The sequence below is a fragment of the Kocuria coralli genome (genome assembly GCF_008831305.1).
Classification (GTDB): domain Bacteria; phylum Actinomycetota; class Actinomycetes; order Actinomycetales; family Micrococcaceae; genus Kocuria; species Kocuria coralli.
In genome coordinates this window covers 1-23014 of record NZ_ML708622.1, presented here as the reverse complement: position 1 = coordinate 23014, position 23014 = coordinate 1, and the positions used below count along the sequence as shown (strand labels likewise).

The window sequence follows — 23014 nt, the reverse complement described above, 5'->3', positions numbered from 1 at the left end:
CAGTTGCCATCGAAATGGTGTTCGCGCCCGTCATGACGGGCGCGAACACCATTTCAGGGCTCTGGACAACCAGTTGCCGTCATGAAAGCTGCAGCTCAGCGAAGAGCCAGCAGCAGCTCCACGACCTTGTCCAGGAACGCGTCCACCTGCTGCTCCTCGTAGGCGTTCCCGCCCACGGCCGGTCCGAAGACCGCGCTGCGCACGCTGTCCGGATCCACTGCGCGGGACCGGCCGAGCCGGTCGGTCAGGGAGCGGCACAGCTCGTCGACGTCGCCGACGGCGTATCCGCGGGTGCTCGCACCGGAGGGTGCGCGGAAGCGCTGTCCGTCGGCACGCTCGAGACGCCCGAAGATCAGCTCCGAGAGCTGGTTGACCCTCGTCTCCCAGGCCTCCTGTCCGTGATCCCGCACGTAGGCCTGGATCTCCCGTTCGGTCAGGGCGTCCTCGACGCGGTCCAGCGTCGTGTCGACCTCTTGGGGCTCGTAGCCCCCGCGGGCCCGGCCGAAGACGACCGCCCGGACGTCCGCGCTCGTGAGGGCGCCCTCGGCCGACGTGCCATCGGATGTCAGTGCGGCCTCGACGTCGGCGAGGAACGCGTCGACCGTCTCGGGGGCGTAACCCCAGGCCCGTGACCCGACGCGCGGGAAGCGCGAGCCGTCGTCGTTGCCGGCTCCCGTCCGTTCGTCGCGGTCAGCTCTGCCGGGACGGTCCGGCCGGTCCGAGGAGTCGGTCTGCGGGTCCTGGGTTCGAGGGGACATGCTGCGCTCCTGCCGGGGTCGATGGGGAGTTCTGGTCGCTGACGGGTCGCCGGGGACGGCGGCGGTCATTGCAGGATGTGGAGCAGTTCGAAGACCACGTAGCCCACCGGTGCCACGAAGACGATCGAGTCGATGCGGTCCATCACTCCCCCATGTCCGGGCAGGAGTGTTCCCATGTCCTTGACGCCGATCTCGCGTTTGACCATCGACTCCGCGAAGTCCCCGAGCGCGGCCACCCACACCAGGCAGAAGGCCAGGATCAGACCGTGCCACCAGGGATCGCCCAGAAGCAGCGGGATCAGCAGGGAGGCCAGGATCATCGACCCGGTCATGGACCCGGCGAAGCCCTCCCAGGTCTTCTTGGGGCTGATCCGCGGCGCCATCGGATGCTTGCCGAAGAGCACGCCCGCGAAGTAGCCGAAGGTATCGTTGCCGACCGCCATCAGGATCACGATCAGGACCTTGGCCGCACCCTGCTCCGTGCGGAACAGCAGGACGAGCAGGGACAGGCACAGTGCCACCCAGGTGAGGGCGAACAAGGCGCCCATCACGGAGAGCATCATGCCCTGCCGCGATCCGAACACGCGGACGGTGATCACCACCAGGGAGGCCAGGATCGTGGCGATGATCAGCGCCTGCGCGCCGCCGTAGAACGCCGCGACCGGCATCACCGCCGCCATGATGCTCGCGGGCAGGATCGGGATCCGGATCCCTCCGTGCGCCAGGGATCGGCAGAGCTCGAAGACCCCCAGGCTGGCCGCGGCCGCGGCCAGCAGCGCTATCAGGGGAGGGACGACGAACAGACCCAGCCCGAGCATGACGAGAAGGCCCACGCCGACCGCGATGGCGGCCGGGAGGTCTCGTCCCGCGCGCGATGGTTTGGGCGCCGCGCCGCCGGACTCGGGCTGGGCTTCGTGGTCGACCGCCGGCATCAGACCTGCAGCAGCTCGGCTTCCTTGTTCTTGAGCAGGGTGTCGATCTGCTCGATGTGCTTCTTGGTCTCGGCGTCCAGGTCCTTCTCGGCGCGCTTGCCCTCGTCCTCGCCGATCTCCCCGTCCTTGACCAGCTTCTCGATGGCGTCCTTGGCCTGACGGCGGACGTTGCGGACCGAGATGCGGGCGTCCTCGGCTTTGCCGTGGACGACCTTGACGTATTCCCGGCGGCGCTCCTCGGTCAGCTCGGGCATCACCACGCGGATGACGTTGCCGTCGTTGGCCGGGTTGGCGCCGATGTCCGAGTCGCGGAGGGCCTTCTCGATATCGGTCAGGGCCGCACGGTCGTACGGGGTGATCAGCAGGGTGCGGGCTTCCGGGTTCTGGAAGCTGGCCAGCTGCTGCAGCGGGGTCGGCGCACCGTAGTACTCGACGAGCACCCCGGAGAACAGCGACGGATTGGCTCGGCCGGTGCGCACCGCCGAGAACTCCTCCGAGGCATTGGCCACCGCCTTGCCCATGCGGGTGGTGACGTCGGACTGGATGTCAGCGATCACTGAGAACTCCTTCTTGCGACAAGCTGTGTGGTCGGGTCCGCCCCACGGGGCAGTACCCGGCCGCGGACACTGGGGAACAGTCTACCGGCGCAAGCGCTCAGACCGTGATGAGCGTGCCCAGGTCCTCTCCCAGCACGGCACGGGTGACGTTGCCCGGCTCCTGCATGCCGAACACCCTCATGGTCACGTTGTTGTCCCGGCACAGGGAGAACGCCGTCTGGTCCATCACCCGGATGTTGTGCGTCAGGGCGTCGTCGTAGGTCAGGGTGTCGAGCTTCTTCGCCTCCGGGTTGGCCCGGGGATCGTCCGTGTAGACGCCGTCCACGCCGTTCTTGCCGACCAGCACCTCGTCGGCGTGCACTTCGAGGGCTCGCTGGGCGGCCACGGTGTCCGTGGAGAAATAGGGCAGGCCCGCGCCGGCCCCGAAGATCACCACGCGGTCCTTCTCCATGTGCCGGATCGCCCGGCGGGGGATATAGGCCTCGGCCACCTGCTCCATGGAGATCGCCGACTGCACGCGGGTATCCACGCCGCACTGCTCCAGGAAGTCCTGGAGGGCGAGGCAGTTCATGACCGTGCCCAGCATGCCCATGTAGTCCGCCCGGGACCGGTCCATGCCTGCGGTGGACAGCTCCGCTCCGCGGAAGAAGTTGCCGCCGCCGACCACGATCGAGGTCTCGACGGTCCCTACCGTCGTGGCGATCTGCTCGGCGATATTGCGGACGACGTCGGTGTCCAGGCCAACCTTCCCCCCGCCGAAGACCTCACCGGAGAGCTTGAGCAGGATGCGCCGTCGCCCTGCCCCCTGACCCGCGTCCCGGCTGGCACGCACGGCGTCGTCCTTGATTTCGGAGGGCGTGGTGGTCGGCATATCTGCTCCCAACGATGATTGCGGCAATGTTTGCTCGGCGGTTGCTGTGGCGGTGACGATTGCGGCGGTACTGACGATGATCGACGGGTCTCAGGCGGAGGGCGCGGGATACTTCCGAGGCCGCCGCCGATGAGCCGGATTCAGCATAACCGCCAGGCGACGGCCGCGTTCCCTCCGCGTCCGCGCTGCGGCCGGCGTCTGACCGGTTGCATGCGCGGAGCGTGCACGGCGACGCCCCGCCGGTGAACGCGGAGGCCGCGCACCGACGGGGCGTCGAGGTTCAGGCTGGCGTGGCGCTCATCGCGCCACTGCGCCCTAAGACGAGGTGGGGATCATGCACCCACGCGGAAGCGGGCGAAACCGGTGGCGGTAGCGCCTGCGCCCTCGAGGAACTTGCCCACGGAGACCTTGGAGTCCTTGGCGAAGTCCTGGTCGACCAGCACGGACTCCTTGTAGAACCCGTTCATGCGGCCCTCGACGATCTTCGGGATGATCTTCTCGGGCTTGCCCTCCGCCTTGGCGGTCTCCTCGGCCACGCGCTGCTCGTTGGCAACGGTCTCGGCGGGAACCTCGTCGCGGGAGAGGAAGGACGGCGACATCGCGGCGATGTGCACGGCGACGTCGTGAGCGGCCTCGGAGACGTTCTCGCCGTCGACGGCCAGCAGCACGCCGACCTGAGCGGGAAGATCCTTGGAGGTGCGGTGCAGGTAGAGGTCGACCTCGGTGCCCTCGACGCGCGCGATGCGGCGGACGACGACCTTCTCGCCCAGCAGGGCGCCGGTCTCGGTCACCAGATCGGAGACCTTCTTGCCGTCGACCTCGGCCTCGAGCAGGGCGTCCAGGTCGGCGACATCGTTGGCGATGGCGGCATCCATGACCTTCTCGCCGAAGGCGACGAAGGGATCGGCCTTGGCGACGAAGTCGGTCTCGGAGTTGACCTCGATCAGGTAGCCCTTGCCGCCTTCGACACGGCCCACGACGATACCCTCGGCCGTGGTGCGGCCCTCTCGCTTGGTCACGCCCTTGAGGCCCTTGACGCGGATGATCTCCAGGGCCTTCTGCTGATCGCCGTCGGCCTCGTCCAGCGCCTTCTTGACGTCGAGCATGCCGGCACCGGTGCGCTCGCGCAGTTCCTTGATGTCCTTGGCGGTGTAGTTCGCCATGTCAGCTCCTTGGTCTTTCGTGCCCGCGGCCAGCGCGGGGTCCCGTGGCGCGTCAGGCGCTTCCGGGACTGAAGAAAAGTTGAACGGTAGGGCGCGTCCGGACGCGCCTGACCTTCGTGTGCCCCTCACCGGTTCCGATGAGAGGCACACGAAGGGGAAGATCACTCGGCGGAAGTGGCCTCTGCGGTGACCTCGGCGGCGTCGGCGGCCTGCTCCGAAGCCTCGGTGGCCTCGGCGGCTTCAGCGGCCTCCGCGGTGCCCTCGGCCTGAGCCTCGGCGGCAGCGGCCTGCTCGGCGTTGTGCTGCTCGAGCAGCTCGCGCTCCCACTCGGCCATGGGCTCCTCGGCGGCGCCCTCCGAGCCCTTGCCGGAACGGGCCAGCAGGCCCTCGGCGACGGCGTCGGCGACGACGCGGGTCAGGAGGTTGACCGAGCGGATGGCGTCGTCGTTGCCCGGGATCGGGAACGTGACCTCGTCCGGGTCGCAGTTGGTGTCGAGGATCGCGACGACGGGGATGCCCAGCTTCTGGGCCTCGTCGATCGCCAGGTGCTCCTTCTTGGTATCCACGATCCACACCATGGAGGGGGTGCGGTTCAGGTTGCGGATACCGCCCAGGGTGCGCTCGAGCTTCTCCTTCTCGCGGCGCAGCAGGAGCAGTTCCTTCTTGGTGTACTGCGAGCCGGCGACGTCCTCGAAGTCGATCTCTTCCAGCTCCTTCATGCGGTCGATGCGCTTGGAGACGGTCTGGAAGTTGGTCAGCATGCCGCCGAGCCACCGGTGGTTGACATAGGGCATGTTCACGCGGGTGGCCTGCTCGGCGATGGCCTCCTGGGCCTGCTTCTTGGTGCCGACGAACAGGATGGTGCCGCCGTGGGCCACGGTGGACTTGACGGCCTCGAAAGCGCGGTCGATGTAGGACAGCGAGTTCTGCAGGTCGATGATGTAGATGCCGTTGCGCTCCGTCAGGATGAAGCGCTTCATCTTCGGGTTCCAGCGGCGGGTCTGGTGGCCGAAGTGGACGCCGCTGTCCAGCAGCTGGCGCATGGTGACGACGGACATGTCGTTCTCCTTGATGAAAAGTGCTCGCGCACCCCTGGTCCGGGTATACGAAGCACGGTTAGCGGTTGTCGGTCCTATCCGGCGGAAGGACCCCTGGCACGTCGCGGCTGCTGCGACTCAAGAACTGCATCGAGCTTCCGCCCACGACCCGTCACCCTCGTGCGGGGTTTCCGGGACCGGTGCGAGCGGGCCGCGCGTCCACGCGGGCTCGACCATAGGGCCGGTACCGTAGTGGACTCGCGACGACGACGTGCGCGAAGTCAGCGCTGAACGGTGTTCGCCTGCCCGGGGCATCGCGAACGGCACAGTTCAAGCACTGCGAGGGTCAACTTTACTACATCGGCACGGTTGCCGGAGACAGGACGTTGCTGAAGCCGGGACGGGTCGCTCGCAGCCGCCGCGCCATGGTCATCCGGCTCCACAGGTCCCGGCCGTCCACGGCGGCGGGGGCGGCCGTACCCAGCTTCGGTCACCGCGTGGAGACGATCTCTCCGCACGTCCACCCTGATGCCATGAGACCGCTCCCCCGCTTCATGGCGACCCTGACCGCGCTGGCACTGATCCTGCCCGTGGCGGCACCGGCCGCCGGGACGCTGCCCGTCCTGCCACTCGCCCCCGTGAGCGCCGCCGATGAAACCCTGCTGGCGGATCAGCGGGGAACCTGGGATTCCCCGACGGGCTCCGAGCCCGACGTGGCCAAGGATTTCCAGCCACCGGCCAAGAGGTGGCTCTCGGGGCACCGGGGCGTCGATCTGACCGTCCAGCTCAACGGCCAGATCCGGGCCCCCGCGGACGGCACGATCTCCCATGTCGGAACCGTGGTGGATCGCAGCACCATCACCGTGGATCACGGCAACGGGCTGCGCTCGAGCTTCGAACCCGTCGACAGCGATCTGAAGCGCGGCGATACGGTCCGCAAAGGGCAGGTGATCGGCACCCTGGCCAACGGCGATCACTGCTTCTTCTCGATCCGGGCCTGCGTTCACTGGGGCGTGCGCCTGCGGGACGAGTACGTGAACCCGCTGCAGTTCGTCGGGGCGTTCCTGCCCTCCGTGCTCCTGCCGGTGCCGGACTGAGCCGCGGGGACCCGCACTCGCCCCTACGATGGAGCCCATGTCGGTGACCCTCAACGATCTTCGAGCCCTGCGTCTCACGCCTATCCACGACCGCGACGAGGAATCGAGGTGGTGGCGCTCCTCGGTGATCTATCAGGTCTATCCCCGTTCGTTCCGCGACCTCAACGGCGACGGCATCGGCGACCTGCCGGGGATCACCGCCGAGATGGAGCAGCTGGCCGATCTGGGCATCGACGCGCTCTGGCTCTCGCCTTTCTACCCCTCCCCTCAGCTCGACGGCGGCTACGACGTCAGCGACTACTGCGACGTCGATCCGGCCTTCGGCACCCTCCAGGACTTCGACGCCCTGATGGAGGCCGCCGGGGCCCTGTCGATCAAGGTCATCATCGACCTGGTGCCCAACCACTGCTCGCACGACCATCCGTTGTTCCGGGCTGCTCTCGCCGCGGAGCCCGGAAGCCCGGAAAGGGAGCTGTTCGTCTTCCGCGACGGCCGTGGGGAGTCCGGGCAGCTGCCTCCCAATAACTGGCAGTCGCATTTCGGCGGGCCCGCCTGGACGCGGGTCACCGAGTCCGACGGCAGCCCGGGTCAGTGGTACCTGCACCTCTTCGACTCCTCGCAACCGGACTTCAACTGGGATCACGAGGGTGTCCGCCAGGAATTCGACGGCGTCCTGCGCTTCTGGCTCGACCGCGGCGTCGCCGGGTTCCGCGTGGATGCCGCCCATACCCTGATCAAGGCCGACGGCCTCCCGGACTGGGGCGGGCGAGCCGACGGGAAACCCTCCCCCGGCTATCCCTTCACCGAGGCGCCCATGTTCGGCCAGCCCCGGATCCAGGAGATCTTCCAGCGCTGGCGGAGGATCCTGGACGAATACGACGGCGAACGCATCCTGTGCTCCGAGGCGAACGCGCACCCGATCGAGCGCATGGCCGACTGGGTCCGCCCGGGCCAGATGCACCAGACCTTCAACTTCTCCTATCTGGAGGCGCCCTGGGACGCCGCGGAGCTGCGCCGGATCATCACCTCGTCCCTCGAGGCCTTCGATGCTGTGGAGGCGCCGACCACCTGGGTGCTGTCCAACCATGACGTCCTGCGCCACGCCACCCGCTTCGGCCAGTCCGCCGATCCGGCCCGCCCCGGCGACGGCATCGGCCCCGAGGACGAACAACCCGACCATGACCTGGGCGTCCGCCGGGCGCGGGCGGCCTCGCTCTTCACCCTCGGCCTGCCCGGCGGCGTCTACCTGTATCAGGGCGAGGAGCTCGGCCTTACCGACCACACCACCATGCCGCACGAGTTCCGGCAGGATCCCACCTACCAGCGCACCGGCGGGCAGCGCGTGGGCCGCGACGGCTGCCGGGTCCCGCTGCCATGGACCCGCGACGGGGACTCCCTGGGCTTCAGCGCCCCCGGGACCTCGTGGCTGCCGCAGCCCCAGGGGTGGGCCGAGCTCTCCCGGGAGGCGCAACGCCGTGACCCCTCATCGACCCTGGCCCTGTACCGCTCCGCGTTGGCGCTGCGACGGACTCGCGGGCTGGGTGCCGGCTCGCTGGCATGGGCGGAGGACTTCTCCGGCGACGGCTGCCTGGGCTTCGTCAACGACGGCATCCTCGTCCTGCTCAACCTGAACGCCACCGCGGTGGATCTGCCGGACCTGCCGGTCCTCCTCCGCAGCCGGCCGGAGACGACTACACCTCGCGTCCTGGGCTCCGAGGAATGCGTCTGGCTGCAGATCGGACAGCTCACGCCGGCTGCCTGAAACCACCCCGGCCGGATTCTCACGGAGCTCTTCCCGCCACCCGGCGATAGACTCGGCGCAAGGGTCTGGGGGTGGAGCTCATGGAACGGGTAGCGGATCTTGTGCTCGAAGGCGGAGGCGTCAAGGGCATCGCCCTGGTCGGCGCCATCGAGGTCCTCGAGGAACGCGGCTACACCTTCAAACGCGTGGCCGGGACCTCCGACGGCGCGATCGTCGGAGCCCTCGTGGCAGCCGGGATCCCGGCCGGGAAACTCGTCGAGATCATGAGCGCCGTCGACTACCCGGCATTCCGTGACGGGCGATGGTTCACCCGCTACACGGCCGGGAAGGCGATCAGCATCCTCGCCGGAAACGGGATCTACCGGGGTGACTACCTGCGCACCTGGCTGCAGTCTCACCTCGATGAGTACGGCGTCAAAACCTTCGCCGATCTGCCCTACGCGGATGCCGAGCGACCGCCCGCCCCGGAGAGGGCTTTCAGGCTGGTGGTCACCGCCTCGGACATCTCCAACGGTCGGCTGCGCTATTTCCCGGCGGACTACGGCGAATTCGGCTTCGACCGTTCCGGTCAGTCCGTGGTCGATGCGGTGAGGACCTCCATGTCGCTCCCGTTCTTCTACCGCCCCGTCCGGCTGGGCTCCCCGTCAGCGCAGAGGGCCTGGCTGGTCGATGGCGGGATGCTCTCCAACTTCCCCATCGGCGTCTTCGACGTCCCGTCGGGAACGGTCCCGAGGTGGCCCACCCTGGGGATCAAGCTGTCCGCCCTGCCCGATGCCTCCCAGGGGCGGGGTTATCCCGTCACCGGGCCGCTGAGCATGGGCCGCGCCATGCTCAAGACCATGACCGGGTTCTACGACCGGATGCACATCGATTCCTCCGACACCCGGGCTCGCACCATCTTCGTGGACACCGGCACCATCCGGACCACTGACTTCGGTCTCACCCGCGAAGATCGTGAGTTCCTGTACCGCCGGGGCCGGGCCGCGGCCGAGAACTTCCTCGACGGGACCCCCACCCGCCAGGCATGGGACTTCGACAGCTACATCGCCGCACACCGCATGTGAGCTGCAGCGCCTTTCCGGAAAAGGACCGGGAGCGTTTGGCAAGACTCCGTACATCCTGGCTGGTCAACACCCATTTCCTCTGAGGAAACCAGGCACTACGCCGTCCCCGCCCGTCATTAGAGTCGCGTCCACGGATAGACCCCACCCTCTCCTGACGGGAACTCATCATGACCACTCAAGACAGCCTCGACCACGTGCAGTCTCTCGTGCAACAGATCCGGGAGGAGTCCGAGCGTCAGAACGCCGAGCGCGAGAAGGAACTCGAACGCGCCGAAGAACAAGGCACTGCGAAAGCGGCGGCCACCCGCGATCAGCTCCTCGGGCTCGGTCTCAGCGAGTCCGATCTCGTCGTCGACGAGAAACAGGCCGCAGCGCAGCAGAAGGACATCGACCGCCTCCGCAAGGAACTCAGCAAGAGCCCAGGGGGAGATGACGGCGGTTTCGACCCCTCCCAGGTCGATCTGACGCCCGGCTCCGCTCCCGAAGGGGTCCGGGTTCTCCGGCCCGCATTCGCCTCGGTGCTCAGCGCGACCCATGAACAGACCGACGCACGGGCCGATGCCCCCGCCTCGGACTGGTACTACAACAACACGGAGCAGAACCCCTGGGTCTGGGCCCGGGGCGCCGGATCCGGGATCGCGGGCACCGGCGTCGGCGAGACCAGCATCGAGGTCGACTTCTGGTACTACTTCGTCCCCACCGCCGCGCGGTTCTACGGCGTCAATCCCTACACGTACTACCGCGGGTTCTACATCGTGAAGTCGGACGACAGCTGGTACGACTCCCACTACGCCCGGGCCGTGGTCTCCAGCCACGTCAACGTCTTCCAGTACAACTGGAAGGGCTGGAACAGCGTGAACGAGCTGGATGTCGGCAATGACAACATCAATGTCAACCAGCGCTTCGACACCGTGCGCAACCACTACTACTCCACGCTGCTGGGCGCCAACGACGGCGCGTGGATCCTCAATCGCGTGAAGCTGTGGGTCTACGCCCGTGGCGGTTCCGCCTTCTCCCAGCTGGACTTCGGCACGGGGGCCGGCAACTACATCACCGCTCCCTACGTGTACGTCTCCTGAGACCCGGGCAGGTGGAGACAGTGTCCGAGCAAGTCCACGTCTGCATCGACAAGACGCTGCCGGCAGACAGCATCGTCGACGCATCGCAACGCGCCATCACCGAGGCTCAGGAGAACGCACCCGACCTGACCGTCCGGGCGCCTCTCCCGGGGGTGTATCCCCATGCGCCCCTGGAACTCGCGATCCTCACGGGCAAGAAATGGCAGACCGGCAGGACCCTCACCGTGGGCTTCCTCGACGGGTCAGCCGGTCTGCGGGCCAAAGTCGAGGCCGTCGCCAGGCAATGGGAGGACCACGCCAATCTCACCCTGGATTTCGGGAACCACGCGTCGCCGGAGATCCGCATCGGTTTCACACCCGGCGGATCCTGGTCCTATCTCGGCACCGATGCGCTGAGCATCCAGCAGAGCCAGCCGACCATGAACTACGGGTGGCTCACCGACTCCAGCCCGGACGACGAGATCAGCCGCGTCGTCCTGCACGAGTTCGGCCACGCGCTGTCCGCGATCCACGAGCATCAGAATCCCGCGGCGAACATCCCCTGGGACAAGCCGGCCGTGTACGCCTACTACGGCGGCCCGCCGAACAACTGGACGAAAGCGCAGATCGATTCGAACCTCTTCGCGAAGTATTCGACGACGGTCACGAACCACACGGATTTCGATCGCGATTCGATCATGCTCTACGCCATCCCGAACTCGCTCACGCTCGGCGACTACGAGGTGGGGTGGAACCGCGTGCTCTCCTCCACGGACAAGGCGTTCATGGCCACCCTCTACCCGAAGGCATCGCCCGCGGTCACGGAGCTCACGATCAGCCCGGCGTACGTCAAAGCCGCCATCGGCGCCCACGCCGAGCAGGACCTGTACGCCTTCACCGTGACCGACGCGCAGAAGTACAGCGTCGAGACCTTCGGGCCCACCGACGTCGTCCTGTCCCTCTTCGGACCCGACAGCCAGACCACCCTCCTGGCCGAGGACGACGACGGGGGCGCCGCGAAGAACGCCAAGGTCACGGCTCAGCTCTCACCCGGCCGCTACTACGCGAGAGTGCGGCACTACAGTCCGACCGGCACCGGAGGTTACGAGATCGCCGTACGCCAGGCCGGCTGAGGGCCGGCGTCGTGGTCGATGACCGGAACCCGGTCATTCCCCCGGAAGCCGCGGAGGTACCCGGCTCACCTCCGCGGCTTCCGCACGCCGGAATGAAGGCCCTTGTCGCAGCCGGAAACGGCTCTTGACACGTATGGATTGACATGTTTGTATTTTCAGGTGAAGCGAAAATCGTCCTGAGAGTCCGCCGCTTGGCAGGCGGGTGCGGAGGTCACCGTGGACCTGGACCTTCCCTGCGTCGAGAGCTTTCTGGTGCTGGCCCACGAGGGCCACTTCGGGAAAGCCGCGAGGCGCCTGAACCTGAGTGTGGCAGGGCTGTCGAAACGTCTGACGCGCCTGGAAGGCCAGGTCGGTATCCGCCTGGTGGACAGGGACTCCAGCGGCTACCTGGCCCTGACGCCGGCGGGTGCGCATTTCCTGAGTCACTGCTACGCCCTGCTGCGCAGCGCACGGGAAGCCCGCCGTTCAGCCCTGGAGGACCGCGAGCCGCCGGTCGTACGTCTCGGCATACCGGGCTCGCCGGCCGACCATCTGTCCCTGACGGCCTGGAGGACCATGGTCGTGGCCATGGCACAGGTGCTCCCGGGCTGTCATCTGCGCGCCTGCCGTGTCCCGTACGGCAGGCTCGAGGAGAGTCTGCTGACGCACCGTGTGGACGTCCTGCTGAGCACCGGGGAGTTCGATCACCCCGAACTGCTGGCCGTTCCGATGATGCTCGCCTACCGGGTCCTGCTCGTCCCCGCTCATCACGAGCTGGCTGAGGCAGAGCGCCTCGGCCCCGCGGACATCGCCGATCTTCCGCTGATCAGGGAGCCCACGGCCACACCGGAGTGGATGGCGCCGTGGTTGCTGCAGGACCTCCGCGACCTCTCCGAGACCCCCGTGGTGGACGTCCGGGCCCGCAGCCTGGCCGATGTGCAGGCGGCGATCCTGACCGGGGTGGCCGTGACCATAGCGTCCGCGACGGTGACCCCCTTGCTGAATCCGGGACTGAGGGCGGTACCTCTGATGGGTGTTCCGCCGACCCCGCTGTCTGCCGTCCGGCGGCGTCGCGACGACCGGGATGAGATCATCGCGGCGCTGCAGACACTCAAGGTGCTCTTCGCCGCGCTGGCCGTCAACAGCCTCGGCACGAGTTGCATCGCCCAGCCCGCGCTGGTCCCCGTGGAGAGACTCTGACCGTGAGCGGGTGCACTGGGCAGATGGGGCGTGCAGATGCCCGGCACCATGAGTAGGGCGGGTGGGGCTTGAACCCACGACCAAAGGATTATCAGACCTCAGATTCGGCTCTACCCTCATACTCGCCGTCGTGGCCATCTACTCCCAGGTGGTACGGAACCGGGACGATCGATGACCACGTTCGCGGACTCCGAACGCGCTCGATTCGATCGGCATGTCCTACGAGGACCAGGACCAACATCCTGTTGGATCTGGGTCGGCGCCATCGGCGACGACGGCTACGGACGCTTCTGGATCCGCGACGAAACCGCACCTAACGGACAACGCGCCGTGCGGCCACACCGCTGGGCCCTGGCCGCACTCGATCATTCCTGGTCCGCCATCGACGGACTCCAATCCCTGCACCTCTGCGACGTCCCACTCTGTGTGCGCGCCACCACTGGCCCAGACACCCACCTAATCGCCGGCACCAGGTCCGAGAACATGCGCCAACGCTCCCAACGTGGGCGTCTGCCGGCACCCTCACTACCCCGGTACAAAGCCCAATCACGCCAACACAGCGCAGCACGGATCCGGGAACTACGCGACGCACTTACCCGTGACGGTTGGGACGACGCCGTCATCCAAGAAATCGCCCACGGAACAGATCCAAACGCTCTCACTCTCTTCTGAGCTGATCGCGCGGTTGCGACTCCACATCCCCCCAAGTTACCCACAGGTTGAAGCTGCCCACTGTGAAACCGATGCCCTGGCGGGTGACTATGACCGGATGGACGCCCCCACAACCCGCATCCAGGCGCCTCACACGCCGCATCCGGCCTGGGAGGACGCTCTCGCGGACTTCACCCGCTGGCTGATCGCCTCCGGCCGACGCCCGGCAACCGTGGACTTGCGCGCGTTGTGGATCCGACATCTCGCCGCGGGGGTCGCCCCAACCGGACCGTGGGAGATCACCGGACAACAGATCATCAGCTGGGTGGCAACCCAAACGTGGGCACCTAACACCCGCAGGTCCGCCCGGACATCCATCCAACGGTTCTTCGTCTGGGCCAACCTTGCCGGCCACCGAGCCGACAACCCTTCGCACTTGCTGATCAGCACCAAACCACCACGGGCTGTGTCTCGCCCCGTTCCCAGCGACGTCCTGGACCGCGCCATCCGGCAAGCGGATCCCAAAGCCAGGCTCATGCTGCTGCTGGGATCACGTGCAGGCCTCCGACGCTCAGAAATCGCCGCCCTCCACTCCCGCGACATCGAGCCGGGTTGGCTGTTCGTCACAGGCAAAGGCGGACAACGCAGGTTCATCCCCATCCACGAAGATCTGGACCCACTACTGCGAGCAGCCAAAGAACGAGGGGGCTGGATCTTCCCGGGACGATTTACCGGCCACTGCCACCACGATCACGTAGCCAAGACGATCTCCCGCGCATTGGGGCCAGGCTGGAGCACTCACAACCTGCGTCACTGGTTCGCCACGACCCTCTACACCTCCACCGGAGATCTCCGCGCGGTCCAAGAGCTCCTGGGCCACGCGAACATCGCCACTACACAGATCTATGTCGGCATCGACCGCAACACACTGCTCAACGCCATCCGCACCCTGCCATCCGCCGCGTGAGCCCGCGCGGCGTGGCTACTCAGCAGCTGAGCCCCCCACCCGACGCCCCAGGGCCATTTCCGGAGTCCATAGGGGAGGCAACTCCTCGATCCTGACCATGGCATCCCCAGGAAGGCGGTAGAGCGCCACGGACCCATCGAGCACTACCCAAACCCACACGCACTCGATGTGGGTCATGCCATTGCGCATCACTTGCACATCGTGAAGAACGCACTCCACCCAACCATCCGGAGTCGGTATTGCTAAGGGCTTTCCCACCCGCTCATTGGACAAGACACTGGCCCAGATCTCTCGCGTCAACATGAGTCCATGGTCACCGACAGCCCGGACAACACAAGAGCCCCACCCGAATGCGGGTAGGGCTCTCTGCGGCATCCCTTGAGCTTCAACACGTGCCTGCTATGGCTGGTTGCCTCAGCTTCAGTCATCCCACGCTTCTCCTCGCGCTGGGTGAACTGCGACCCGAGGCGGTAAAACCATCAAGGAAGGATCGGTCACCTGGGGTGGGGGGCCACTGGCTGGGTGACGGTGGACAACCGCAGCTGTAGCGCCTCTGGGGTCACCTGTCTGTGGCCCGGGGTACCAGACTCCACAGGGGCTAAAGACGTAGCGGTTCGTTTGGGTTTGTCCACAGTGCACGCATTTGTGCTTGTCCCCCGATGATGAGGTGTCAGACTGGATGCACGGGAATGAAGGAGCGCCCAGTGAACACCTTACAACTCACCTCTACGTTGCAGGGCCGGCCAACGCAGGTCGTCGCGGGAAGCCAATTCCGCGAGTCGATCTTGGAGGACGTGCGCCGCGAAAACCCCCACGCCTTCCCAACCATCTTCGAGCATGCCCAAGCCATCACGGAGGCAGGATTCTGGGTCCGGGCTGGGATCAGCATCGGGCCGGCAACCGCGCATGTCTTGGCATGGCCCGCAGTCCTGCCCGAAACCTTGTTCGAGGCCGGTCACTCCGTCGATGATTTGGCCGCTATTGATGGCCGTGCCCAGGACCTGCCACGTTTGGTTGGCAGCGGATGGGCCGCCGTGACTACCGCGACCCTGGTGCCGATTGCCGAGACGATCAGGCGTTACCAACTCAAGGCCACCTGGGATCACCTGGTGCGCGAATCGGAGATCTCCACGACTCTGTGGCGTGAGGAGATCGTCGGACAGGCCCTGCTCATCGAATCCGCGGCCTGGTGGTTGACCCGGGCGGAGGTGGCCCCGCAGCAGATGTGGGCGCACTTGATGGTCTGGCCTGAGCAGCTGGGCGAGTCATGACACGCTGACACACGCGCTGTCTGCAGCACCTCGATAACGGTCTGAGATCCCTACCTGGGTTCTCAGACCGTTGTGGTTCGGCTGAGGGGATGCACAGTGACCATGCGAACGATTCAGCTGCAGCCACAGAAGCTCTCGCTGCGGGCCGCCGGCACCGTCCTGGACGCCGCTGGCATGAACGAGGTCTGGTCGGCCACAGCCCAGCATGCCCGGGCCACCGGCCAGCCGGTCACCCTGTCTGTGCTCGATGGGTCCACGACCTTGCGTACCTGGTCGATCGCCCCGCACGGTGAGCGCACCCAGCTCGAGCGCACGCCGGCCGCCAGCACGTTCACGTTGCATCTCGCGCCGTGGGTGATGACGGTGCCCAGTGAGGCTGGCCCGGTAGAGCGTGAGGTTTCCACTCTCTCGGTCGCCCGTCAGCAGGCTGAGGACGCAGCCACCTCGCAGAATCACGATTTCACCGTGGCGGTCACCGGCGCTGATCTGGACGACGTCCAGGTCATCTCCCCGCGACCAGTGGTCATGGTCGAGGACGACGAGGACGAGCTCGATTCCTTGGAGGAGTTGTTCGCCGACGAGGCAGACGCCCAGGATCCCAAGGCCACAGCCGGTGCCCTGTCGGCATTTTTGCGGAAGCACCGCAAACCCTTGATCATCTCCTCGGCTGCCGGTGCGGCTTTGTTCATCGGCCTGGTCGGTGGCGGCATCCTTCTGGCCAACTCGACCACGAACCCTTCCGAGTCCGCAGCGGCAGCAGCCGCCCAGTCACCTGATACCACCAGTTCCCCCAGGATCCAGACCGCTGCAGAGGCCCCAGCCGGCTTCTCGGTCAACGCCGCCTGGGCGGCTGATGGGGCCACGGATCAGCGCAGCGCCTTGACACCATCGGGCTCGGTGATCGGCACGGTCTCCGGCCGGGTGCTGAACATCATCGACGCGGAAACCGGTGAGGTCCGTGACACGGTGCACCTACCGGTCAAGCCAGACACCGCCCCTGTGGGATTTCAGGACGCCCGCGGTTCCGGTGAGGGCCTGGTGATGACCGGCGGCACCACCTTGATGATCTGGACCGCGGGTGATGGGTTGACCATGCACACCACCAGCGAGAAGGAAACCCTGCAGGTCACCGGGCCCACCGTCATCGCCGTACCCAAATCCACGTCCACCCGACCGGATGCCATTCGTCTGCTGCACGGCAACGACTTTGAGACCTGGAAGTCCCCCGGCACCGGTGCATCACCTATCACCCCGGTCGATGGCGGCATGCTGTGGGCCAGTTCCGTGGACGGTGGGACGTTGGTGACGGCAGACGCCGAGGGGAAGACCAAGTCCTCCACCCGGCTGGTCGGTCCATCTCCCTCCGCGAAAATCAGCCGGTGGTTGGGTGCCAGCGAGAAGTTCGTGGCCGTGACGTGGTCCGAAACCGGCAGGGAACCCGTACTGGCGCTACACGCAGCAGACACTGGAGAAGTCGGGGACACCACCTCCATGGGCTCCGGTACCGCTACCAGCACCCGAGCCGTTTTGGGCCTGGAGAAGACCGTGATGCTCGTGGGCTCCACCCCCGTGGATCTGGATACCGGCCGTATCGGAACCCGCACGGAGGACCTGCCGTCTACGACCGATGCAGCCAAGGCCGTGCCCGGCGGGTGGTTGCTCCGAGCCCAGGACGGGACCGAAACGATCGTCACATCGCGCGGATCCACGATCATCTCTCCCACCTCTACGGAGACCTTGGTGGGTCTCACCGGTGAGGATTCCGTGGTCGTTGATCACCGCGGTGCCCTGGCCCGCTTCGACCCGGCACCACCTGAAACCCCCTGATTTCCACACACCCTGTTTCATCACGAAAGGAACCCATCATGATCCGCACACGAACCGCCGCAGCAGTCCTGGCCATCACCCCGATGCTCACGCTCACGGCGGCCCCAGCATTCGCAGATGACTTCACCCCGGTGACCATTGACCCCGGCACGGCGCCCGAGACAGGCCCCGGCTTGGAAGGCCCTGGGGTCATTGACCCGGGTGTCCCGGCAGTTGAACCGGCACCCGCCGTGGATCCGGTCGTTGACACCGCCCCCAGCGAACCTGCTGCCCCGTCTTTCCCTCCGGCCACTGAGGCTCCCGCACCGGAACCAGTTCCGGCACAGCCAGTTGTTGAGCCGCCGGCCGTTCCGGCAGTGCCGGTTCCGGACACGGCTGAGCAGGTACCCGTTTTACCCGTGGTTGAGCAGCCGGCACTGGCACCCGTCGTTGAACAGCCTGTTCCGGTCGCACCGGTTGCCCCCGCGGCTCCGGTGCAAACGCAACCGCCGGCAGCGGTCACAGCACCGGCAGCCCAGGTACCTTCCGCTGCCCCGATGCCTGCCACCGCGCAGCCGATCGTTCCGCAGAGCTCTTCCGGTGGCACGTCCGCCCCGTCCGCACCGATTGCCGGTACCCCGGCAGGTTCCGGCAACGCCGTTTCCGGTGGCACGCCACCTTCCGCCTCCGCCCCGGCGGCCGCGCCTTCGGCTCCTTCCGCCATTGCCGGTTCCGCACCGCTTCCGGCAACGGCAACGGAAGCGGCACGCACGCCGGTTCCGCTTCCGGCCGCGTTGTCTTCCGCTTCCGCTTGGACCGCGACGTTTGCCGCCCCGGGTTCCGGTCTTCCGGAAACCGGGTTCCCCATGGCAGCGTCTGCTTCCGCCCCGGAACTCTCACGCACGGTGACCGAGAACGATCCCGGAACCTACACGGTGGTCTCCGGCGACACTCTGTGGGACATTGCCATCCGCTATGACATCGACGGAGGCTGGCAAGCCCTGGCCGCCGCGAACTCGGACATCATCAATGACCCCGACCTGATCTTCCCTGGCCAGATCCTCACCATCCCCAACGACTAGGACTCTGGGACACCCCCACAGGGACAGACAGTGGCCCCTCCACCAACCCAGGTGGAGGGGCCACTGTCATACCTAACGGACACCACCAGCAGACCAACCACCCTCCACACCAGACCCCGAATCACAGCACCAACGAACCCACCATCCACGATCAACACCGGACCACGAACGAGAACCCCCGTCCTGACAAGAAAATCAAGAACTAACTGCACACACCTCTGGCACCGAGGTGCACTCACGGCGACATGTGTCGCCCGCACCAGATACGTGGCGCAGCATCAGGTCCGATGGGTGGGCATGCGAACCACGTTCTGCGCTGCCTGCGGTACGCCTTTAGAACTCGGATCCCGGCCCTCTCGTCGGTTCTGTTCGACACCGTGCCGGCGGCGGGCCCAACGCCGTCGGCTCCGAGGCCGGCCGGAGGCTGATGCTCTGATGCATGGTGCTCAGCAGGAGCTCCTGGACACGCTGCGTCGTCGCGAACGGCAGTTGGCTGGCAAGGCGGCAACGATTACCCGGCTGCGGTCCTCCCGCGATGCCGCCCGGAAGCAGGCTGCGGAAGCACGCGCGGAAGCTGCGGCATCGGCACGCCGGGCGGAACGGGCGATCATTGCCGCCGGAACCGCAGAAGCGGAAGTGCGGCAACGGGCGGCGGAAGGGGCAACGGGTTCCGGAACCGGTGGCACGCTGCGGCAACGTGATGAGGAGATCGCCGACCTGCGGAACCGGCTGGCGGAAGTCGCTGCCGTCAAGGTGGTGCCGCTTGCCGTGATGCGGCAGTGGCAGGGCCTTGCCGCCCAGATCGCTCAGCGCCAACGTGCCGGGTCCGAGCTCACGGTCCTGGAACGTGACGTGCTCACCACCTACCGCCGTCACCACGCAGAGATCGAGAACGCGACCGGAAACAGCGCGGGTGCTTCACCGCGGCCTCGCCGTCGTGCCGCTGCGGTACCCTCGGCGGCTCCGGTCCATGGAAAGCAGGTGGATGCGTGACGGTCTCAATCTCGAAGATGAGTGTGGAGTACTACCTTCAATCCGTCGCCGTCGGCGATGCCGCCCCGTCCGGAACCGGATCCCGTGATCTCACCGCCTACTACACGGCCTCCGGTGCCCCACCAGGCAGGTGGCTCGGTGCCGGCCTGGCGGGGTTGAACCTGGCTGAGGGGCAGCGCGTCACCGCTCGGGAGGCGCGCCGACTGTTGGAGCACGCCCAAAACCCGGTGACCGGTGCGCAGTTAGGTCGCGCACCGATCAAGGCCACCACCGCGCCTGCCGACGCCAAGACACCTGTAGGCAAGGCCGCCGGCCCGCAACGCCAACCGGTGGCTGGGTTCGATCTGACCTGCTCGGTACCGAAATCCGTCTCGGTGCTCTGGGCGTTGGCTGATGAGCCGACCCGAGCCAAGATCCACGCCGCACACCGCGCTGCCGTATCCTCCACCGTCTCCTGGCTGGAAACCAACGTCATCCAGTCACGGTCCGGGCCCGGCGGCGTAGCCCACGTCCCCGTTCACGGAGTCGCGGCCACAGCCTTTGACCACTGGGACTCACGGGCCGGTGACCCACAACTACACACCCACGTCGTCATCGCCAATCGCGTCCAACGAGTCGCAGATGGCAAGTGGGTGACCTTGGATTCCTACACCCTGCACCGCAACGTCGTCGCAGCCTCCGAACGATTCAACGCCACGCTCTTTGATGAACTGGCCCGCACCCTGGGCACCCAAACGGAGGTACGTGCCAAGCCTTCTCGCGCGAAGGACGGTCACCGCGGCACCCCCGCCATTGAACCCAGTGCTGGTGATTCGTCATTGCCGATCGCCCAGGGCGGGGCGCGTGTGGAGCTCGCCGGGATCCCGGATGAGCTCATCGCGGAGTTCTCCACCCGTTCCCACGACATCGAGGCACAGGTGGACCGTCTGGTGGAGCAATGGACCCTGACTCACGGTCAACCACCCACCGGTCATGTCCTCGCCCAGATCCGGCAGTCAGCCACGCTGGCCACACGGGATCGGAAGTCCGATGGCGTGACATCGCTGGTGGAGAAAGCAGCCGCGTGGCGCACCCGAACCCAAGGTCTGGGGCACGATCCGGCGGCCGTGGTTGCGGCAACCCTTGACCGTGACCCCACCCTGCTGCAGTCCGCCACAGTGCATCCCGAGACGGCGGACCAGATCGCTGGACGGGTGATCGCCACGCTCGGCGCCCGGCACACCACATTCGCGGTCACGAACATTCATGCTGAAGCCTCCCGGGCATTGGCGTTGGTGCGAACGATCAGGGACGAGGACCGTGATGCTCTGTTGACGCGGGTGGTCGATGCGGCCATCGACCAAGCAGTCTCGCTTTCCCCCACCCGATACGGCACACCGCTGGAGAGTCACAGCGGGCTCAGCGTTCACGGCCGACATGCCTTTGACCACGACCGCCGTTTCTCCACTCAGGAGATCGTCTCGGCCGAGGCCCGGCTCATTGCCGCAGCGACCACCGTGAACGGTCCCACGATCGAGAATCACGACCGCGTGCAGGAGCTCCTGGAGGAGGTCACGATCGCCGGTGGCCACAAACTGGCCGCAGACCAGTCACAAGCAGCTTTCGAGATCCTCACCTCCCGGCAATCCCTCACCGGGATCGTCGGGCCTGCAGGTGCCGGCAAGACGGCCGCCCTGGCAGGGATCCGCAAGGTCTGGGAGGACACTCACGGCCCTGGGTCCGTGGTGGGGCTGGCACCATCGGCAGCGGCTGCAGCCGTGCTGGCCAAGGACCTGGAGATCCCCACAGACAACGTGGCGAAATGGCTGTGGGAGACCGGCCCCGGAGGCCAACAACGCGCCCAACGCCTGGATGCTGCGCGCACCGAGTTTGAAACCACCCCCGCCACCGACACCGCCCGACGCTCACGACTGAACACCATCATCACCGGCCTGGAAGCCACCGCTGACCGATACCGTATGAACCCCGGGCAGCTGATCATCGTCGATGAGGCCTCAATGGCCGGCACTCACGCCCTGGACCAACTGCGCGGCCAAGCCCAAGAAGCTGGCGCGAAAGTCGTGGTCGTGGGGGACCCCATGCAGCTGGGCTCCATTGACGCAGGCGGGATCCTGGGATGGATGGACCGCCACCACGACGCCGAGGGCGTCGCATCCGCCCGTCTGACCTCTCTGTGGCGTTTCAAAGAGAGTTGGGAAGCCTCCAACAGCACCCGGCTGCGTGCAGGCGACACCAACGGCATCAAGACCCTGATCGAACAAGGACGAGTGCTGGGAGCCGCCTCCGAGGACGACGTGGAATCCATTGCCTTCAACCGGTGGGTGGTGGCCGAAGAAGCCGGGGAGACCGCGCTGTTGATCGCCGGATCACTCCCAGCCGTTGACCGCCTCAACGCCCGTGTTCAAGCCGCACGCATGGAGGCAGGGGTCGTGGATCACTCCGCCACAGTCGTCCTCAGCAACGGGGTGAAGGCCGGTGTGGGTGACACCGTGCTGACCCGTCGGAATGACCGACGCATCACCGATGAGGCCGGCGGGTTCGTGAAGAACGGCGACCTGTTCACCATCTCAGACATCCACGACGACGGCAGCCTCACCGCGGCCCGGGCCACCGGCGAAGTCGTCACCCTCACCCCAGAGACGCTGTCCACAACGCAACTGGGCTACGCCTCCACCGCATACCGGGCACAGGGCGTGACCGTGGATCGCGGGATCGCTGCCATCGATCCGGACAACACCTCACGCGAACAGTTCTACGTGGCCCTCACCCGAGGCAGGCTCTCTAACCATGCAGTCTTGCCTCCACCGGAGGAACTCCCTTCACCGGACCCGTGGCACATGCTCCACGAGATCACCCCCAAATCACTGATGCAGCAGCTGCAGACAGTGATGACTCGCACCGATACGGAGCTCACGGCCCATGAGGTCCAGGACCACGAACACGGGTGGGCCAACGACCTGGCGCGGCTCAAAGACGAAGCCGGGTACCTTACGGACGCCATCGGCACACACCGCGCCACCCAATGGGTCACCAACACCCACGGTCACCAGGCCCTGGATACTTGGGTAACATCACCCCACTGGACCAGCATTATCCAGTACGCATCCCGCGCGACCCTGCCTGATCTGGCTCCACAGGATCCCGCGACCGCCGCCCAAGACCTGGCCCGTCACGGGCGGGCGCCCACCACGATCCACGGGGTCCTTCCTCTACCCGTTCCAAGCACTTCTGAGGAACAACGCACCCTGACCCGTCTCCTGGAGCACGTTCAGCACCGCCTGGACCAGCTCGAAACCCAAAGCCGAACCGAACCGTGGCGCGCCGAGCTCATCGGCGCCCCGTCCGACGTCCTCGACGCCGCCCTCCTGACCCGCGCTGCCCTGAACTACACCGGAGAGGCGTTGATGCCCCCACGGGACGCCTGCCCGGACCGTCGATCCCTGCACGCCTTGGAGGCCTTCGAGCAGTTGCACGCATCCCGGCGCACCACCACTCCACAACCCGACACCGCCTTCGTGCCGGCACCACCACCCCAGACAACGGGACCTGTTCAGGACGCGGTTCTGGTCAGCAACCCCACCGGAGCATCATGGACCCGATAACCGGGCCTTCACAGCTGAGTGTGGGTAGCGG

At 66.6% G+C, this 23014-nt stretch carries 18 protein-coding genes and 1 tRNA gene; 12 read left to right on the top strand and 7 right to left on the bottom strand.

Annotated elements, in window-relative coordinates; genetic code table 11:
* Positions 1–95: 95 nt before the first annotated feature.
* From FCK90_RS11290 to rpsB, 6 genes are all read right to left on the bottom strand, one after another.
* Positions 96–758 (bottom strand): DivIVA domain-containing protein, encoded by a 663-nt coding sequence (locus FCK90_RS11290; RefSeq protein WP_158034408.1) that lies wholly within the window; start codon positions 756–758, stop codon positions 96–98.
* Positions 759–823: 65 nt separating this feature from the next.
* Positions 824–1690, bottom strand: a complete 867-nt coding sequence (locus FCK90_RS11285; protein WP_158034407.1) for a phosphatidate cytidylyltransferase — start codon at positions 1688–1690, stop codon at positions 824–826.
* Positions 1690–2247 carry a ribosome recycling factor gene (frr, locus tag FCK90_RS11280; protein ID WP_158034406.1) on the bottom strand — a complete coding sequence of 186 codons (558 nt, stop codon included), beginning with the start codon at positions 2245–2247 and terminating at the stop codon, positions 1690–1692. Before frr ends, FCK90_RS11285 begins: the two co-directional genes overlap by 1 nt.
* Before the next feature lie 97 nt (positions 2248–2344).
* Positions 2345–3118: a UMP kinase gene (pyrH, locus tag FCK90_RS11275; RefSeq protein ID WP_158034405.1), complete on the bottom strand. Its 774-nt coding sequence runs from the start codon at positions 3116–3118 to the stop codon at positions 2345–2347.
* A 332-nt stretch (positions 3119–3450) separates the two neighbouring features.
* Positions 3451–4281: a translation elongation factor Ts gene (tsf, locus tag FCK90_RS11270; protein WP_158034404.1), complete on the bottom strand. Its 831-nt coding sequence runs from the start codon at positions 4279–4281 to the stop codon at positions 3451–3453.
* A gap of 161 nt (positions 4282–4442) precedes the next feature.
* A complete protein-coding gene (rpsB, locus tag FCK90_RS11265) occupies positions 4443–5339 on the bottom strand; it encodes a 30S ribosomal protein S2 (RefSeq protein ID WP_158034403.1) in 897 nt (298 codons plus the stop codon).
* A 512-nt stretch (positions 5340–5851) separates the two neighbouring features.
* Here rpsB and FCK90_RS11260 point away from each other — a divergent pair.
* The 6 genes from FCK90_RS11260 (at position 5852) to FCK90_RS11235 (ending at position 12611) form a co-directional block, all read left to right on the top strand.
* Positions 5852–6415 (top strand): M23 family metallopeptidase, encoded by a 564-nt coding sequence (locus FCK90_RS11260; protein WP_158034402.1) that lies wholly within the window; start codon positions 5852–5854, stop codon positions 6413–6415.
* Between the two features lie 37 nt (positions 6416–6452).
* Positions 6453–8177: a glycoside hydrolase family 13 protein gene (locus FCK90_RS11255; RefSeq protein ID WP_158034401.1), complete on the top strand. Its 1725-nt coding sequence runs from the start codon at positions 6453–6455 to the stop codon at positions 8175–8177.
* An 80-nt stretch (positions 8178–8257) separates the two neighbouring features.
* On the top strand, positions 8258–9241 hold the full coding sequence (locus tag FCK90_RS11250; protein ID WP_158034400.1) for a patatin-like phospholipase family protein: 984 nt from the start codon (positions 8258–8260) through the stop codon (positions 9239–9241).
* Between the two features lie 167 nt (positions 9242–9408).
* Positions 9409–10320, top strand: coding sequence for a coiled-coil domain-containing protein (locus FCK90_RS11245; RefSeq protein ID WP_158034399.1), 912 nt, complete (start codon positions 9409–9411; stop codon positions 10318–10320).
* A 20-nt stretch (positions 10321–10340) separates the two neighbouring features.
* Positions 10341–11432 carry a pre-peptidase C-terminal domain-containing protein gene (locus FCK90_RS11240; protein WP_158034398.1) on the top strand — a complete coding sequence of 364 codons (1092 nt, stop codon included), beginning with the start codon at positions 10341–10343 and terminating at the stop codon, positions 11430–11432.
* A gap of 216 nt (positions 11433–11648) precedes the next feature.
* The gene (locus FCK90_RS11235; RefSeq protein WP_158034397.1) at positions 11649–12611 is read left to right on the top strand and encodes a LysR family transcriptional regulator; all 963 of its coding nucleotides are present in this window, start codon (positions 11649–11651) and stop codon (positions 12609–12611) included.
* Positions 12612–12664: 53 nt separating this feature from the next.
* Here FCK90_RS11235 and FCK90_RS11230 read toward each other — a convergent pair.
* Positions 12665–12728 (bottom strand) — tRNA-Ile (locus FCK90_RS11230).
* A 652-nt stretch (positions 12729–13380) separates the two neighbouring features.
* Here FCK90_RS11230 and FCK90_RS11225 point away from each other — a divergent pair.
* The 6 genes from FCK90_RS11225 (at position 13381) to mobF (ending at position 22983) form a co-directional block, all read left to right on the top strand.
* A complete protein-coding gene (locus tag FCK90_RS11225; RefSeq protein WP_158034396.1) occupies positions 13381–14229 on the top strand; it encodes a tyrosine-type recombinase/integrase in 849 nt (282 codons plus the stop codon).
* Positions 14230–14933: 704 nt separating this feature from the next.
* Positions 14934–15500, top strand: coding sequence for a hypothetical protein (locus tag FCK90_RS11220; RefSeq protein WP_158034395.1), 567 nt, complete (start codon positions 14934–14936; stop codon positions 15498–15500).
* A 102-nt stretch (positions 15501–15602) separates the two neighbouring features.
* On the top strand, positions 15603–17327 hold the full coding sequence (locus FCK90_RS11215; RefSeq protein ID WP_158034394.1) for a hypothetical protein: 1725 nt from the start codon (positions 15603–15605) through the stop codon (positions 17325–17327).
* Between the two features lie 845 nt (positions 17328–18172).
* Positions 18173–18388, top strand: a complete 216-nt coding sequence (locus FCK90_RS15775) for a LysM peptidoglycan-binding domain-containing protein (RefSeq protein WP_181954298.1) — start codon at positions 18173–18175, stop codon at positions 18386–18388.
* Between the two features lie 435 nt (positions 18389–18823).
* Positions 18824–19381: a hypothetical protein gene (locus FCK90_RS11205; protein WP_158034392.1), complete on the top strand. Its 558-nt coding sequence runs from the start codon at positions 18824–18826 to the stop codon at positions 19379–19381.
* Positions 19378–22983 carry a MobF family relaxase gene (gene mobF / locus FCK90_RS11200; RefSeq protein ID WP_158034391.1) on the top strand — a complete coding sequence of 1202 codons (3606 nt, stop codon included), beginning with the start codon at positions 19378–19380 and terminating at the stop codon, positions 22981–22983. Before FCK90_RS11205 ends, mobF begins: the two co-directional genes overlap by 4 nt.
* The last annotated feature ends 31 nt before the right edge of the window (positions 22984–23014 follow it).

Excerpts from the sequence above, each read along its gene's own strand:
- tsf (WP_158034404.1), bottom strand. The coding sequence starts at position 4,281 with ATGGCGAACTACACCGCCAAGGACATCAAGGAACTGCGCGAGCGCACC.
- rpsB (WP_158034403.1), bottom strand. The coding sequence starts at position 5,339 with ATGTCCGTCGTCACCATGCGCCAGCTGCTGGACAGCGGCGTCCACTTC.
- FCK90_RS11215 (WP_158034394.1), top strand. The coding sequence starts at position 15,603 with ATGCGAACGATTCAGCTGCAGCCACAGAAGCTCTCGCTGCGGGCCGCC.
- FCK90_RS11260 (WP_158034402.1), top strand. The coding sequence starts at position 5,852 with ATGAGACCGCTCCCCCGCTTCATGGCGACCCTGACCGCGCTGGCACTG.
- pyrH (WP_158034405.1), bottom strand. The coding sequence starts at position 3,118 with ATGCCGACCACCACGCCCTCCGAAATCAAGGACGACGCCGTGCGTGCC.
- FCK90_RS11205 (WP_158034392.1), top strand. The coding sequence starts at position 18,824 with ATGCATGGTGCTCAGCAGGAGCTCCTGGACACGCTGCGTCGTCGCGAA.
- FCK90_RS11290 (WP_158034408.1), bottom strand. The coding sequence starts at position 758 with ATGTCCCCTCGAACCCAGGACCCGCAGACCGACTCCTCGGACCGGCCG.
- FCK90_RS15775 (WP_181954298.1), top strand. The coding sequence starts at position 18,173 with ATGGCAGCGTCTGCTTCCGCCCCGGAACTCTCACGCACGGTGACCGAG.
- FCK90_RS11250 (WP_158034400.1), top strand. The coding sequence starts at position 8,258 with ATGGAACGGGTAGCGGATCTTGTGCTCGAAGGCGGAGGCGTCAAGGGC.
- FCK90_RS11245 (WP_158034399.1), top strand. The coding sequence starts at position 9,409 with ATGACCACTCAAGACAGCCTCGACCACGTGCAGTCTCTCGTGCAACAG.
- FCK90_RS11255 (WP_158034401.1), top strand. The coding sequence starts at position 6,453 with ATGTCGGTGACCCTCAACGATCTTCGAGCCCTGCGTCTCACGCCTATC.
- FCK90_RS11225 (WP_158034396.1), top strand. The coding sequence starts at position 13,381 with ATGGACGCCCCCACAACCCGCATCCAGGCGCCTCACACGCCGCATCCG.
- FCK90_RS11285 (WP_158034407.1), bottom strand. The coding sequence starts at position 1,690 with ATGCCGGCGGTCGACCACGAAGCCCAGCCCGAGTCCGGCGGCGCGGCG.